11 protein-coding genes and 2 tRNA genes are annotated in these 13,831 nt (G+C 60.6%); 5 read left to right on the top strand and 8 right to left on the bottom strand.

Annotation, left to right across the window (positions count from 1 at the left end; genetic code table 11):
- Nucleotides 1–122: 122 nt before the first annotated feature.
- Nucleotides 123–710: a TIGR00730 family Rossman fold protein gene (locus ACK59H_RS00905; RefSeq protein ID WP_060477941.1), complete on the top strand. Its 588-nt coding sequence runs from the start codon at nt 123–125 to the stop codon at nt 708–710.
- 115 nt (nt 711–825) lie between these two features.
- On the opposite strand, the gene ACK59H_RS00900 is transcribed toward ACK59H_RS00905, so the two are convergent.
- The 8 genes from ACK59H_RS00900 to rnr form a co-directional block, all read right to left on the bottom strand.
- Nucleotides 826–3,129: a YgiQ family radical SAM protein gene (locus ACK59H_RS00900; protein ID WP_060477942.1), complete on the bottom strand. Its 2,304-nt coding sequence runs from the start codon at nt 3,127–3,129 to the stop codon at nt 826–828.
- A gap of 107 nt (nt 3,130–3,236) precedes the next feature.
- Nucleotides 3,237–4,634: a replicative DNA helicase gene (gene dnaB / locus ACK59H_RS00895; RefSeq protein ID WP_060477967.1), complete on the bottom strand. Its 1,398-nt coding sequence runs from the start codon at nt 4,632–4,634 to the stop codon at nt 3,237–3,239.
- A 111-nt stretch (nt 4,635–4,745) separates the two neighbouring features.
- The gene (gene rplI, locus ACK59H_RS00890) at nt 4,746–5,192 is read right to left on the bottom strand and encodes a 50S ribosomal protein L9 (RefSeq protein WP_012316464.1); all 447 of its coding nucleotides are present in this window, start codon (nt 5,190–5,192) and stop codon (nt 4,746–4,748) included.
- Nucleotides 5,193–5,212: 20 nt separating this feature from the next.
- Entirely contained in the window at nt 5,213–6,076 is an 864-nt protein-coding gene (locus tag ACK59H_RS00885; protein WP_060477943.1) for a hypothetical protein, read from the bottom strand.
- Nucleotides 6,077–6,109: 33 nt separating this feature from the next.
- A complete protein-coding gene (rpsR, locus tag ACK59H_RS00880; protein WP_003249563.1) occupies nt 6,110–6,340 on the bottom strand; it encodes a 30S ribosomal protein S18 in 231 nt (76 codons plus the stop codon).
- Nucleotides 6,341–6,368: 28 nt separating this feature from the next.
- A complete protein-coding gene (rpsF, locus tag ACK59H_RS00875; protein ID WP_013974420.1) occupies nt 6,369–6,794 on the bottom strand; it encodes a 30S ribosomal protein S6 in 426 nt (141 codons plus the stop codon).
- A gap of 303 nt (nt 6,795–7,097) precedes the next feature.
- Nucleotides 7,098–7,844 (bottom strand): 23S rRNA (guanosine(2251)-2'-O)-methyltransferase RlmB, encoded by a 747-nt coding sequence (gene rlmB / locus ACK59H_RS00870; protein ID WP_060477944.1) that lies wholly within the window; start codon nt 7,842–7,844, stop codon nt 7,098–7,100.
- Complete coding sequence (rnr, locus tag ACK59H_RS00865; RefSeq protein ID WP_060477945.1) at nt 7,841–10,429, bottom strand: ribonuclease R; 2,589 nt, start codon at nt 10,427–10,429, stop codon at nt 7,841–7,843. Before rnr ends, rlmB begins: the two co-directional genes overlap by 4 nt.
- A 273-nt stretch (nt 10,430–10,702) precedes the next feature.
- On the opposite strand from rnr, the gene ACK59H_RS00860 reads away from it, so the two are divergent.
- The 4 genes from ACK59H_RS00860 to ACK59H_RS00845 all read left to right on the top strand — a co-directional run bounded on the left by ACK59H_RS00860 (nt 10,703) and on the right by ACK59H_RS00845 (nt 13,721).
- Nucleotides 10,703–10,789 (top strand) — tRNA-Leu (locus ACK59H_RS00860).
- Nucleotides 10,790–10,875: 86 nt separating this feature from the next.
- A tRNA-Leu gene (locus tag ACK59H_RS00855) sits at nt 10,876–10,962 on the top strand.
- 180 nt (nt 10,963–11,142) lie between these two features.
- Nucleotides 11,143–12,156 carry an extracellular solute-binding protein gene (locus ACK59H_RS00850; RefSeq protein ID WP_060477946.1) on the top strand — a complete coding sequence of 338 codons (1,014 nt, stop codon included), beginning with the start codon at nt 11,143–11,145 and terminating at the stop codon, nt 12,154–12,156.
- On the top strand, nt 12,156–13,721 hold the full coding sequence (locus ACK59H_RS00845) for an iron ABC transporter permease (protein WP_060477947.1): 1,566 nt from the start codon (nt 12,156–12,158) through the stop codon (nt 13,719–13,721). Before ACK59H_RS00850 ends, ACK59H_RS00845 begins: the two co-directional genes overlap by 1 nt.
- The last annotated feature ends 110 nt before the right edge of the window (nt 13,722–13,831 follow it).

The following is a 13,831-nucleotide window of genomic DNA, read 5'->3' as shown; positions in this document are numbered from 1 at the left end:
CGCCGCCTACGCCCAGGGCGCCACCGGGGCCAGTTGTGAATTCTCGCGGCCGGAGTAGATCCACAATTGGAGGGATCGGACCATTGGCATTACCCTGTCGGCCATCTGACTGGAGAAGCAGGATGTCCGTACGTTCCATTTGTGTTTTCTGTGGTGCCAGCATCGGCACCAACCCCGCCTACCGTGAAGCCGCTGTGGCACTGGGCGAGGCGATTGCCCGGCGAGGCATGACATTGGTCTATGGCGGTGGCGCGGTAGGCTTGATGGGTACAGTGGCTGATGCAGCCATGGCGGCCGGTGGCGAAGTGATCGGGATCATTCCCGAAAGCCTGATGAATGCTGAAATTGGCCACAAAGGCCTGAGCCGATTGGAAGTGGTCGACGGCATGCACGCCCGCAAGGCGCGCATGGCTGAATTGAGCGACGCCTTCATAGCGCTGCCGGGTGGCTTGGGCACACTGGAGGAGCTGTTCGAGGTATGGACCTGGGGGCAATTGGGCTACCACGCCAAGCCGCTGGGGCTGCTCGATGTGAACGGCTTCTATGAAAAGCTCGGCGGGTTCCTCGACCACATCGTCGAAGAAGGCTTCGTGCGGCCTGCGCATCGGGCAATGTTGCTGCTGGCGCAGCAAGCAGATCAGCTGCTGGACGCCATGGCGCGTTTCGAGTCGCCCGTAGTGCCGAAGTGGGTCGACAAGCAGCCAGATTGATCGCGACGGCGATCCTGGCTACTTGCCCCCTGCTGAAGCGGCTTTAGCCACGAAGAGGCCGTCACCGCAAAACAGGTCCGCCGCTCTCAGGAGGCTCTGTGGAGCACTTGGGAGCTTAGCGTGGTATCACGGGTTGCCGTGGCTTCTTACCCTTTCCGCCACCACCCTTGGCCGCTTCTTTGCGCTCCTTGGCCGCTTGCTGGTTACGGGCAAACGCCTCGGCCTTGGCTTTCTCGCGCTTGTCCCACGGCTTGCTGCCATCGCTACCACGCGGCGGCAGGCCAGTGTGCTGGGTCAGGATCTTCTGGTCCTTGCCCACCTTGTGGCTGCCAGCTGGGGTAGAGTTCTTGCGGCGCGCGCTCTGGTAGCTATCGGTCTGCGGCTGGTGCAGCGGGATCAGCTGGTGCTTGCCCGGGCCGATCAAGTCGGCACGGCCCATGCGCTGCAGCGCCTCACGCAGCATCGGCCAACCCTTGGGGTCGTGATAGCGCAAAAACGCCTTGTGCAGGCGGCGTTGCTCATCGCTCTTGACGATCTCGACGCCTTCGCTCTTGTAAGTGACCTTGCGCAGCGGGTTCTTGCCCGAGTGGTACATGGCCGTGGCAGACGCCATCGGCGACGGATAGAACGCCTGCACCTGATCGGCGCGGAAGCCATTGCCCTTGAGCCACAGGGCCAGGTTCATCATGTCTTCATCGGTGGTGCCTGGGTGCGCTGCGATGAAGTACGGGATCAGGTACTGCTCCTTGCCCGCCTCTTTGGAGAACTTCTCGAACATACGCTTGAAGCGGTCATAGGTGCCGATGCCCGGCTTCATCATCTTGTCCAACGGACCACGCTCGGTGTGCTCCGGGGCAATCTTCAGGTAACCGCCAACATGGTGGGTGACAAGTTCCTTGACGTACTCCGGCGACTCCACGGCCAGGTCGTAACGCAGGCCCGAAGCGATCAGGATCTTCTTCACCCCCGGCAGGGCACGGGCCTTGCGGTACAGCTCGATCAGCGAGCTGTGGTCGGTGTTGAGGTTTTCACAGATGCCCGGGAACACGCACGATGGCTTACGGCAGTGCTTCTCGATGTCGTGGCTCTTGCAGGCGATGCGGTACATGTTGGCGGTTGGCCCGCCTAGGTCGGAGACCACGCCGGTGAAGCCCGGCACCTTATCGCGCATCTCCTCGATTTCGTTGAGGATCGACTCGTGGGAGCGGTTCTGGATGATGCGGCCTTCATGCTCGGTAATCGAACAGAAGGTGCAGCCACCGAAGCAGCCGCGCATGATGTTGACCGAGAAGCGGATCATCTCGTAAGCCGGGATGCGCTGCTTGCCGTAGGCCGGGTGTGGCACTCGCGCGTAAGGCATGCCGAACACGTAGTCCATCTCTTCGGTGCTCATCGGAATGGGTGGCGGGTTGAACCACACATCCACTTCGCCGTGCTTCTGCACCAGGGCGCGGGCATTACCCGGGTTGGTCTCCAGGTGCAGCACGCGGTTGGCGTGGGCGTAGAGTACCGGGTCATTACGCACCTTCTCGAACGACGGCAGCCGAATTACCGACTTCTCTCGGGTCACGCTGGGGCTGTCGAGAATTTGTACGACCTTGGCTTCGTTCGGGTCGTCCTGCTCGCCCTTGGCCTGCTCGATGGCACAGGCTTGGGTGTCCTGGGTGTTCACGTAGGGGTTGATGATCTTGTCAACGCGCCCTGGGCGATCGATACGGGTCGAGTCGATCTCGAACCAGCCTTGCGGTGTATCGCGGCGCACGAATGCGGTGCCGCGCACGTCGGTGATGGTTTCGATCTTCTCGCCATTGGACAGGCGCTGGGCCACTTCGACGACCGCGCGCTCAGCGTTGCCGAACAGCAGGATGTCGGCGCTGGCGTCGATCAGGATCGAGTGGCGAACCTTGTCTTGCCAATAGTCATAGTGGGCGATGCGGCGCAGCGAAGCCTCGATGCCGCCGAGCACGATCGGCACATGCTTGTAGGCTTCCTTGCAGCGTTGGCTATAAACAAGGCTAGCCCGATCCGGGCGGCTACCGGCAAGGCCACCGGGGGTGTAGGCGTCGTCGGAACGAACCTTTTTGTCCGCGGTGTAGCGGTTGATCATCGAATCCATGTTGCCGGCGGCCACCCCGAAGAACAGGTTCGGTTCGCCTAGCTTCATGAAGTCGTCTTTGGACTGCCAATTGGGCTGGGCGATGATGCCCACGCGAAAGCCCTGGGCCTCCAGCAGGCGGCCAATGATGGCCATGCCGAACGACGGGTGGTCGACGTAGGCATCACCGGTCACGATGATGATGTCGCAGGAATCCCAGCCGAGCAGATCCATCTCCTCCCTGCTCATTGGCAGGAAAGGTGCTGGCCCGAAGCATTCGGCCCAGTACTTGGGATAGTCGTAGAGTGGTTTGGCTGCTTGCATGTCAGTGACCGGTTCTGGTGTGCAGGGAAATCGCGGGCGCGGAATATAGCACAAATTTTGACCAAATCCGACGATGGTTGTCGGATTCATGGGTTCAGCCCAGCGGCTTATTCGTCGTCGTCGAAGTTGTACATGCCCGGCGCGAGGTTCTCGAAGCGGGTGTACTTGCCGATGAACGCCAGGCGCACGAAGCCGATGGGGCCGTTACGCTGCTTGCCGATGATGATTTCCGCCACGCCCTTGTGTTCGGTTTCGGGGTGGTACACCTCGTCGCGGTAGACGAACATGATCACGTCGGCGTCCTGCTCGATCGCACCGGACTCACGCAAGTCGGAGTTCACCGGGCGCTTGTTCGGCCGCTGTTCCAGGGAGCGGTTGAGCTGCGACAGCGCAATCACCGGGCAGTTGAATTCCTTGGCCAAGGCTTTCAGGGAGCGGGAAATTTCGGAAATTTCGTTGGTCCGGTTGTCACCGGCCGACCCTGGGATTTGCATCAGCTGCAGGTAGTCGACCATGATCATGGCGATCTCGCCATGCTCTCGGGCCAGGCGCCGGGTGCGCGCGCGCATCTCGGACGGGCTGATGCCCGCAGTATCGTCGATGAACAGCTTGCGGTCGTTGAGCAGGTTGACGGCCGAGGTCAAGCGCGGCCAGTCGTCGTCGTCCAGCTGACCGGAACGCACCTTGGTCTGGTCGATGCGGCCGAGGGACGAAAGCATACGCATGATCAGCGATTCGCCTGGCATCTCTAGGGAGAACACCAGCACCGCTTTGTCGGTGCGCAGAACGGCGTTCTCCACCAGGTTCATGGCAAAGGTGGTCTTACCCATCGATGGGCGGCCCGCGACAATGATCAGGTCGGCTGCCTGCAGTCCGCTGGTCTTTTCATCCAGATCGGTGAAGCCGGTGGACACGCCGGTGATGTCGCTGTCGGAGTTGAACAGCGTGTCGATACGGTCGATGGCCATGGTCAACAGTTCGTTGACCCCCACCGGGCCGCCGGTCTTCGGCCGCGCCTCGGCGATCTGGAAGATCTGCCGTTCAGCATCGTCGAGGATTTCTTCGGCGTTGCGCCCCTGCGGGTTGAAGGCGTTGTCGGCGATATCGGTACTGATGCTGATCAGTTGGCGCAGCGTCGCACGCTCGCGAATGATCGCGGCGTAGGCCTTGATGTTGGCTACCGAGGGCGTGTTCTTAGCGAGTTCTGCCAAGTACGCAAGGCCACCGACCTGGGACGAAAGGCCTTCCTTGTCCAGTTGCTCGTGCAGGGTGACGACGTCGAACGGTTGGTTGGCGTCGGCCAGTTTATGCACGGCACGGAAGATCAAGCGGTGGTCATGCCGGTAGAAGTCGCCATCCGACACTTGGTCCAGCACCCGCTCCCAGGCGTTGTTGTCCAGCATCAGGCCACCGAGCACGGCCTGTTCGGCCTCGATGGAATGCGGCGGCACCTTCAGGGCTGCGGTTTGCAGGTCGAGCTGTTCGGAGTTGGTGATCTCGTTCATGGCCACGAAAGAATTCTGGAGGATGAAAAAGACAAAGGGCACGGCCTGAATGAACAGGACCGTGCCCGATGTTAACCGGCTATCCCGTCAGGGACCACCGGTCAGCGCAGCTTAGGCAGCTACGACGACCACACGTACGGTGGCTTCAACGTCGCTGTGCAGGTGCACGGCTACGTCGTATTCGCCAACTTGACGGATGGTGCCGTTCGGCAGACGAACTTCAGCTTTGGCCACTTCAACGCCGGAGGCGGTCAGGGCGTCAGCGATGTCGTGGGTGCCGATCGAACCGAACAGCTTGCCTTCGTCGCCAGCGGTGGCAGTGATGGTCACTTCCAGCTCGGCCAGTTGGGCAGCACGGCTTTCAGCCGAAGATTTACGGTCAGCAGCTGCTTTTTCCAGCTCGGCGCGACGCTCTTCGAACGCAGCCAGGTTGGCGGCGTTGGCAACGGTGGCCTTGCCGAATGGCAGCAGGAAGTTACGGCCGTAACCAGCCTTAACTTTTACTTTGTCGCCCAGGTTGCCCAGGTTAGCGACTTTTTCCAGCAGGATCAGTTCCATTTGGTAAAACCTCTTAACTTTTAACCTTCACCGTTCGCGGAGTCTTTCCCCGGAGGGGACTTGCGACCGCGAAAATCAATCAGGCTGTCGACAATGGCCAGGACCATCAGCAACGGGTAGATCAGCTGCATGATCAGCGGCAACGTCACGTACATGCCCACCAGCCAGAAACCGGCCAGTCGCCCCTGTGCCACCAGCCCATGCATCAAAGCGATGCCGGCCAGCACCAGAACCAGGCTGGATGCCGATGCCAGGATGATGAATTGCGACCCGATGAACGGAGCCACCACCATCACTGCCACCAATACCGCCATGGTCTGCTTTGGCAACCTCAACGCGCGAAACTCGCGGCCGAAGCCTCCAGGGTTGTACAACGCTGCCTGCCAATAACGCGCCAGCACCAGGGCCAACACGCTGAACAATTGCACCGTCACTGCTGTAGAGGCGACCAGCACAGGGCGGATCAGCTCACCGGAGAGCACCGGCTGCCCTTCGATTTTCGGCATGGCTTCGGCAAATGCCTTGGCCAGCACATCGAAGGTTTGCGCCAGCGCCATGTCGAGCACGAGGCTGAAAACCACGGCGAACACGGCACTGGCAAGCAGCACACGGCTCCAGGGATGCTCGGCGCGCAGCAGCGCGGCCAGGCCCAGGGCACCGGTGATCACCAAAAAGGTGATCGGATCGCCCATGACCCACACGGCCAGCCCGGCCAGCAGGCCGCCAGCGACGACCGTTGAAGCATCCTTGAACCCACGCCGCAGCAGCACAAGGCTGCCGGCAGCGGCACTCAACCAGAACAGCAGCGGCAGTACCGCGCTGATGACCACCACCAGGGTGGCCTGCACACGACCGCGCATGATGAAACTTGCTAACGCTCGCATGCTAATCCCTTACTGCTTGTCGACGACCCGGTCTCAGCGGCCGTGGCTGTCGGTGTAGGGCAGCAGGGCCAGGAAGCGGGCGCGCTTGATAGCGGTAGCCAGCTGACGCTGATAACGAGCTTTGGTACCGGTGATACGGCTTGGAACGATCTTGCCGGTTTCGGATACGTAAGCTTTCAGGGTGTTGAGATCTTTGAAGTCGATCTCTTTCACGTCTTCAGCAGTGAAGCGGCAGAATTTACGACGACGGAAGAAACGTGCCATTTAATAGGCTCCTCTAAAGGTCCGTGGATTACTCGTCAGCGTTATCGCTGGAGTCGCTGTCATTGCTGTCGTCGCCATCGGCGGATTCAGCATGCTCAGGACGCTCACGACGCTCACGGCGCTCGCTGCGGTTTTCTTCAGCCTTCAGCATCTCGGATTGGCCGGTTACGGCTTCGTCGCGACGGATGACGAGGTTACGGATAACGGCATCGTTGTAGCGGAAGTTGTCTTCCAGCTCGGCCAGGGCCTTGCCGGTGCACTCAACGTTCAGCATCACGTAGTGAGCCTTGTGAACATTGTTGATTGCGTAGGCCAGTTGACGACGGCCCCAGTCTTCCAGGCGGTGGATTTTGCCGCCATCTTCTTCGATCAGCTTGGTGTAACGCTCAACCATGCCGCCGACTTGCTCGCTCTGGTCCGGGTGAACCAGGAAGATGATTTCGTAATGACGCATGAATGCTCCTTACGGGTTAGTAGTCTGCCAGCGAATCTGGTCAGACAAGGAGTGAATGACACTGTATGTCTTGCACGGAGGGAAGGCACATGGGCGCCTGCCAGCTCGGCAAGGGGCGCAATTGTAGAGAAGGCTTGGCGCACAAGCAAGGTGATTGGTGATTATTTGAACAGCCTGATACATATTCACAGGCTGATGGCCCGTTCGCGGGTGAACCCGCTCCTACCACAACCGCGCAAGGCATGAGCCTACGCGATAGTGATCGGAGCGGATTGACCCGCAAGGGCAGAAGCAGGCTGGATATCAGCGCTTGGCCTGACGCTGGCGCACGGCTTCGAACAGGCAGACGCCTGTGGCCACCGACACGTTCAAACTGCTGACGCTACCACTCATGGGCAGTTTCACGAGGAAATCGCAATGCTCCCGGGTCAACCGGCGCATGCCCTTGCCTTCTGCACCCATGATCATCACCAGCGGGCCGGTAAGGTCCTGCTGATAAATCTCCTGCTCGGCCTCGCCGGCAGTCCCGACCACCCAAAGGCCACGCTGCTGCAGCTTCTCCAGTGTGCGCGCCAGGTTGGTCACCGCTACCAGCGGGATCACCTCGGCTGCACCGCAAGCGACCTTGCGCACCACCGGTGTCAGGGTGGCCGACTTGTCCTTGGGCACAATCACTGCCGTTGCACCGGCAGCGTCGGCGGTGCGCAGGCAGGCGCCAAGGTTGTGCGGGTCGGTCACGCCATCGAGCACCAAAATCAGCGGCGGCGTTTCAGTACGCTCAAGCAACTCCTCGAGCATCAATTCGCCCCACACCTGGCTCGGGCTGACCTCGGCAACGACGCCTTGGTGCACACCCTCGACCCAGGCATCCATCTCACGGCGCTCGGCTTGGCCGACCGGCACCCGGTTTTCTGCGGCCAGTGCCAACAGCGCCTGCATGCGCGGCTCGCTGCGCCCCTCAGACAGCCAGATCTGCTTGACCCGCTTGGGATGATGCTGCAGCAATGCCTGCACGGCGTGTACGCCGTAGATTTTTTCCAGCTGACTCATGACTTGTTCTTGCTCTTGCGTGGCGCGCCGGACTTCGACGGGCCTTTACGGTGCTTGGTCGGCTTGCCGGACGTTTTGGCACCCTTGTCAGACTTGCTGCTGGCGTGGCCACCACTGCGCGCCTCGCTCATCAGTGCCTTTTTCATCTCGCGGCTCTTGCGCACTTCAGCATTACGCTGCACGGCGTCTTTGGGGAAGTACGCTTCGGCCGCTTCGCTTTTGCGGCTGCGCGGCTTGGGAGTGGCCCTGGCTCCGACTGGCGCTTGAGGCGCGGCTTCGCCCGCTTCACTCTGCGGCGTAGCGCTACCACGGCCTTTACGGCCGACAGGCGCACTGAGCTGCTGCTCAGAGACTTCGAAGTCGATCTTGCGCTCGTCGAGGTCAACGCGCATGACCTTGACCTCGATGGTGTCGCCCAAACGGAAACTGCGACCCGTACGCTCGCCGGACAGGCGGTGGTGTACCGGATCGAAGTGGTAATAGTCACCGGGCAGCGCACTGACATGCACCAGGCCTTCGACATAAATGTCAGTCAGTTCGACGAACAGACCAAAGCCGGTGACCGCTGTGATCACACCTGGGAAGGTCTCGCCCACGCGGTCTTTCATGAACTCGCACTTGAGCCAGTTGACCACATCGCGGGTAGCTTCATCAGCGCGGCGCTCGGTCATCGAGCACTGCTCGCCAAGCTGGTCCAGAGCATTCACATCGTACGGGTAGATACGCGCCTTGGGGATGCTCATGGCACCGGCACGCTTGACGTGCGGGGTGTCGACCTTGGAGCGGATGACGCTTCGGATTGCACGGTGCACGAGCAAGTCCGGGTAACGGCGGATCGGCGAGGTGAAGTGCGTGTACGCCTCGTAGTTCAAGCCGAAGTGGCCGTTGTTGTCGGTGCTGTACACCGCCTGGCTCAACGAACGCAACATCACGGTCTGGATCAGATGGAAGTCCGGGCGCCCTGCAATGCTCGCCAGCAGTGCTTGATAGTCCTTCGGCGATGGGTCCTTGCCCTTGTGCAGGGTCAGCCCAAGTTCGCCGAGGAACGCGCGCAGTTTTTCCAAACGTTCCGGTGGCGGGCCGTCATGCACCCGATAAAGAGCCGGGACTTCGTGCTTTTGCAGGAACGCTGCAGTGGCAACGTTCGCCGCAAGCATGCACTCTTCGATCAGTTTGTGCGCATCGTTGCGCACCGTCGGGCGGATTTCCGCGATCTTACGATCTTCCCCGAAGATGATCCGGGTTTCCTGGGTTTCGAAGTCGATGGCACCACGGGCATGACGAGCATCTACCAGCACCTTGTACAGGTTGTACAGGTTCTTGAGGTCCGGCAGAACCGCTTTGTACTCTTCACGCAGCGCCTTGCCCTCGCGGGTACGGGCATGCTCAAGCATGCTGCTGACCTTGTTGTAGGTCAGCCGGGCATGGGAGTGGATGACGCCTTCGTAGAACTGATAGTCGACCATCTGGCCGGCTTTATTCATGGTCATTTCGCAGATCATGGCCAAGCGATCGACGTGCGGGTTCAGCGAGCAAAGACCGTTGGAAAGCTCCTCAGGCAGCATCGGCACCACACGCTCGGGGAAATAGACCGAGTTGCCGCGTTGCTGGGCTTCGTTATCCAGGGCAGAACCCAGGCGCACGTAGCTGGACACGTCGGCGATTGCCACGTAGAGGCGCCAGCCACCGGAGAACATGCGCAGCTTGCCCAAGGGTTCGCAGTACACGGCGTCATCGAAGTCGCGCGCGTCCTCGCCGTCGATGGTGACGAATGGCAGATGGCGCAGGTCGATACGCTTCTCTTTGTCCTTCTCCTGGACTTCGGAGCGGAACTTGCGCGCTTCCTTGACCACATCGTCTGGCCAGACATGGGGGATATCGTAGCTGCGCAGGGCAACGTCGATTTCCATGCCCGGGGCCATGTAGTTGCCGATCACCTCGACCACATCACCCTGGGGTTGGAAGCGCGGCGTAGGCCAGTGGGTGATCTTGATCTCGACGAACTGGCCAATCTTGGCCCCCCCGTTGCGCCCGGCGGTTACCAGCACTTCCTGCTGGATCTTCGGGTTGTCCGGAGTGACATAGCCGATGCCGCCTTCTTCGAAGTAGCGGCCGACTACGCTTTCATGCCCACGGGAGACGACTTCGACCAGCACGCCTTCGCGACGGCCACGGCGGTCGACGCCAGAAACACGGGCCAGGGCGCGGTCGCCGTCGAACACCAGGCGCATCTGCGCAGGGCTCAGGAACAGGTCTTCACTGCCGTCATCAGGGATCAGGAAACCAAAACCGTCACGGTGGCCGGAGACGCGGCCGCAGATAAGGTCGAGCTTGTCCACCGGGGCATAAGTGCCGCGCCGGGTATAGATAAGCTGGCCGTCGCGCTCCATGGCGCGCAGTCGGCGGCGTAGCGCTTCGATCTGGTCTTCCTCATGAAGACCGAATTCTGCCGCCAGCTCCTCACGCGCGGCCGGTTCGCCACGGTCGGCAAGGCGCTGCAGGATCAGCTCACGGCTGGGGATAGGGTTGTCGTATTTTTCCGCTTCGCGAGCGGCCTCGGGATCGAGGGATTGCCAATCGGCCATCAGAAGGGGTTCACCTTGGTATATATAGATAGGAATTCTGGCATGTGCGTATTGAAACCGGAAATGTCAGCCTTGGACAGCCCCCGCTGCTGCATATAAAGAGGGGCAAATGGCCTTCGGAATCAACAAGTTGAATTTTTTGAAATTTTTTTTGCTTGGGGGGTTTACAGCCCCCGAGGCCGTCCGTATAGTGCGCACCACAACGACGGACAACCCCGAAGTTGTAGTAGAGATGAGCGGCGCTGTAAAGCATCAGGTAATCTCGAAATGTGTGCCCAGGTGGCGGAATTGGTAGACGCGCTGGTTTCAGGTATCAGTGGCTTAACGGCCGTGGAAGTTCGAGTCTTCTCCTGGGCACCAAGTATTTCAAGTAACAGATGACCAAGGATCTGTTACTACTGTGTGAAGCGAACGATAGTCGCATTCAGCAGATGATGTAAAGCTTTGCCCAGGTGGCGGAATTGGTAGACGCGCTGGTTTCAGGTATCAGTGACTTAACGGTCGTGGAAGTTCGAGTCTTCTCCTGGGCACCATACAAAAACCCACTAGCTTGCTAGTGGGTTTTTTCTTGCCTGCATTTCTTATCCCCTCCCCTGGCAGCGGCGGCATTGCCCATCGGTCTGCCCATGAATTTCTCGTCAGCCGGCCACATGAGAAACGATTTCGTTTACCATTGTTTCCGAATATGTAGCCGTAAGCGAGGAAGTACCCGCATGACGATCCGCCCGCAACCGCTGATGCGCACCCTGGCAGCCGCAATTCTGAGCCTGGTGATCGGCGCCCCGGCCGCCATGGCAGATGAGCCGGTCACCCTGACCCTGTACAACGGCCAGCACAAGGAAATCGGCGAAGCCATCGCCAAGGCCTATGAGGCCAAGACCGGCATCCACATCAATATCCGCAAGGGCAGCAGCAACCAGCTGGCTAGCCAGGTCATCGAAGAAGGCGACCGCTCGCCAGCCGACCTGATCTACACCGAAGAATCCCCACCATTGAACAACCTGGGCGAACTGGGCCTGCTGGCTAAGATCGATGACGCCACAGCCAACATGGTGCCCAAGGAATATGTAGGCGCCAACGGCACTTGGATGGGTATCACGGCGCGTACCCGTATCGTGGTCTTCAATCCGAAAAAGGTGGACGAAAAAGACCTGCCGACAACGGTCATGGACTTCGCCAGCCCGGAGTGGGAAGGTCGCGTAGGCTATGTGCCGACCAGCGGCGCTTTCCAGGAGCAGGCCGTGGCCATCTTGAAGATGCACGGGCGTGAGGCCACCGAAGAATGGCTGACTGGACTCAAGGCCTTCGGCAAGACGTACACCAACAACATGGTCGCCATGAAGGCCGTCGAAAAGGGTGAAGTCGCTGCGGTCCTGGTGAACAACTACTACTGGTATGCACTTGAGCGCGAGCGCGGCAAGCTGGACAGCAAGCTCTACTACCTGGCCGATGGCGATGCCGGCAACCTGGTCACCATCTCCGGCGCCGCCGTGGTCAAGGCCAGCAAACACCCGAAAGAGGCACAGGCGCTGCTCAACTGGATGGCCAGCGAAGAAGGCCAGCGCGTGATCACCCAGACCACCGCCGAGTACCCGCTGCACAAGGGCATGGTTTCCGATCGCGGACTGAAACCGTTCGAAGACCTGCGCCCACCGAAAATCTCGCCTGCCGATCTGGGCAATGCCGAGGAAGCGATCGAGCTTGAACGCGAGGTCGGCCTGCTCTGATGACTGCCGCCCTGTCCCAGCCGGTGCCGGTACGCTTCGTACCGCGCCGCAAGCGCCCATCGACCTGGGTGGTGCTGCCTGTGCTGTTCCTGGTGGCGATGAGCCTGCTGCCGTTGCTGTACGTCGCCATGAAGGCCTGGGAAGCTGGGTGGCGGGAAGCACTGCACCTACTCTGGCGTCCCTTCGTCTGGGGCCTGATGCGCAATACCCTGCTGCTCATGGCTGGGGTGACGCTGGCGTGCATGGTCGTAGGCCTGGCTCTGGCCTGGCTACTGGAGCGCAGCAACCTGCCCGGCCGCCGGCTATGGGGCGTGGTGCTGTGCCTGCCGTTCGCAGTGCCGTCGTTCATCAGCAGCTTCACCTGGGTGTCGCTGAGCTCGGACTTCGAAGGGCTGGGCGGGGCGATCATGGTCATGGCGCTGTCCAAATACCCACTGGTATTCCTGCCGGTGGCCGCTACCCTGCGCAATCTCGACACTTCGCTGGAAGAGTCTGCACGCACACTGGGCTACAGCCGCTGGGGCGTGTTCCGCAAAATCACTCTGCCACTGTTGTGGCCGTCGATACTTGGCGGCGCGCTGCTGATCGCATTGCACATGCTGGTCGAGTTCGGTGCCTTGTCGATCCTCGGGCTGCAGACTTTCACCACGGCGATCTACCAACAGTTCGAGCTGGAATTCAGCAACGCCAATGCGGCCATGCTCTCAGCAGTACTGCTTGCACTGTGCTTGCTGATGCTGTGGCTTGAACTGCGAGTGCGCGGCAAGGCTCGCCATGTGCGTATTGGCCAGGGCGTAGCACGCCGCGGGCAACCTGTGCGCCTGCGCGGCTGGATGCCTTTGGGGCAACTGTTCTGCCTGGGCCTGGCCATTCTCGGCAGCGGGATTCCGCTGGCGATGCTGGGTTACTGGCTGAGCGTGGGCTCTTCGGCAGCCTTCCCGGTGGCCGCGATCAGCAAGGCTCTGCTGACCTCGTTGTCGGTTTCACTGGGGGGGGCGGGCGTCTGTGTGCTGTTGGCGTTGCCGGTCAGCTTCCTGGTGGTGCGCTACAAAGGCCGCCTGGCCATGTGGGCAGAACGCCTGCCGTACCTGCTGCACGCCCTGCCCGGCTTGGTGATCGCCCTAGCGCTGGTGGTGTTCTCGTTGCACTACGTGCCAGCGCTGTACCAGACCACCGCACTGCTTCTACTGGCCTATGCACTGCTGTTCCTACCGCTGGCCCAGGCCCCCGTGCGTACCGCGCTGAACAAAGCTTCGCCGACCCTCGAAGAGGCTGCCCGCACCCTTGGGGCCAGTAGCTTCGCAGCATTCTGCCGGGTGACCCTGCCGATCATCTTCCCGGCGATGGCGGCGGCCTTTGCTTTGGTGTTTCTTGATGCCATGAAGGAGCTCACTGCCACTCTGCTGCTCAGCCCGACTGGCATGACCACCCTGGCCACCGAAGTTTGGGCCCATACGGCCAACGTCGAGTTCGCGGCGGCTGCGCCTTATGCGGCGTTGTTGATTGTGGTGTCGGGGTTGCCCGTGTATTTGCTGACTACGCGGATGTATTTGAATAAGGCTTGAGATCAGCCCCGGGCTACTATCAGGTACGGGGCAGGTTCCTGCAAAACTTGAAAATACTCTCAGTACTTCTGATGTAAATTGCCCACTTCTACTGGACATTGATAAAAATC

The organism is Pseudomonas sp. KCJK9000 (assembly GCF_046230725.1).
In the GTDB taxonomy this organism is placed as follows: domain Bacteria; phylum Pseudomonadota; class Gammaproteobacteria; order Pseudomonadales; family Pseudomonadaceae; genus Aquipseudomonas; species Aquipseudomonas promysalinigenes.
This window is presented reverse-complemented; position numbering and strand designations above follow the sequence as displayed.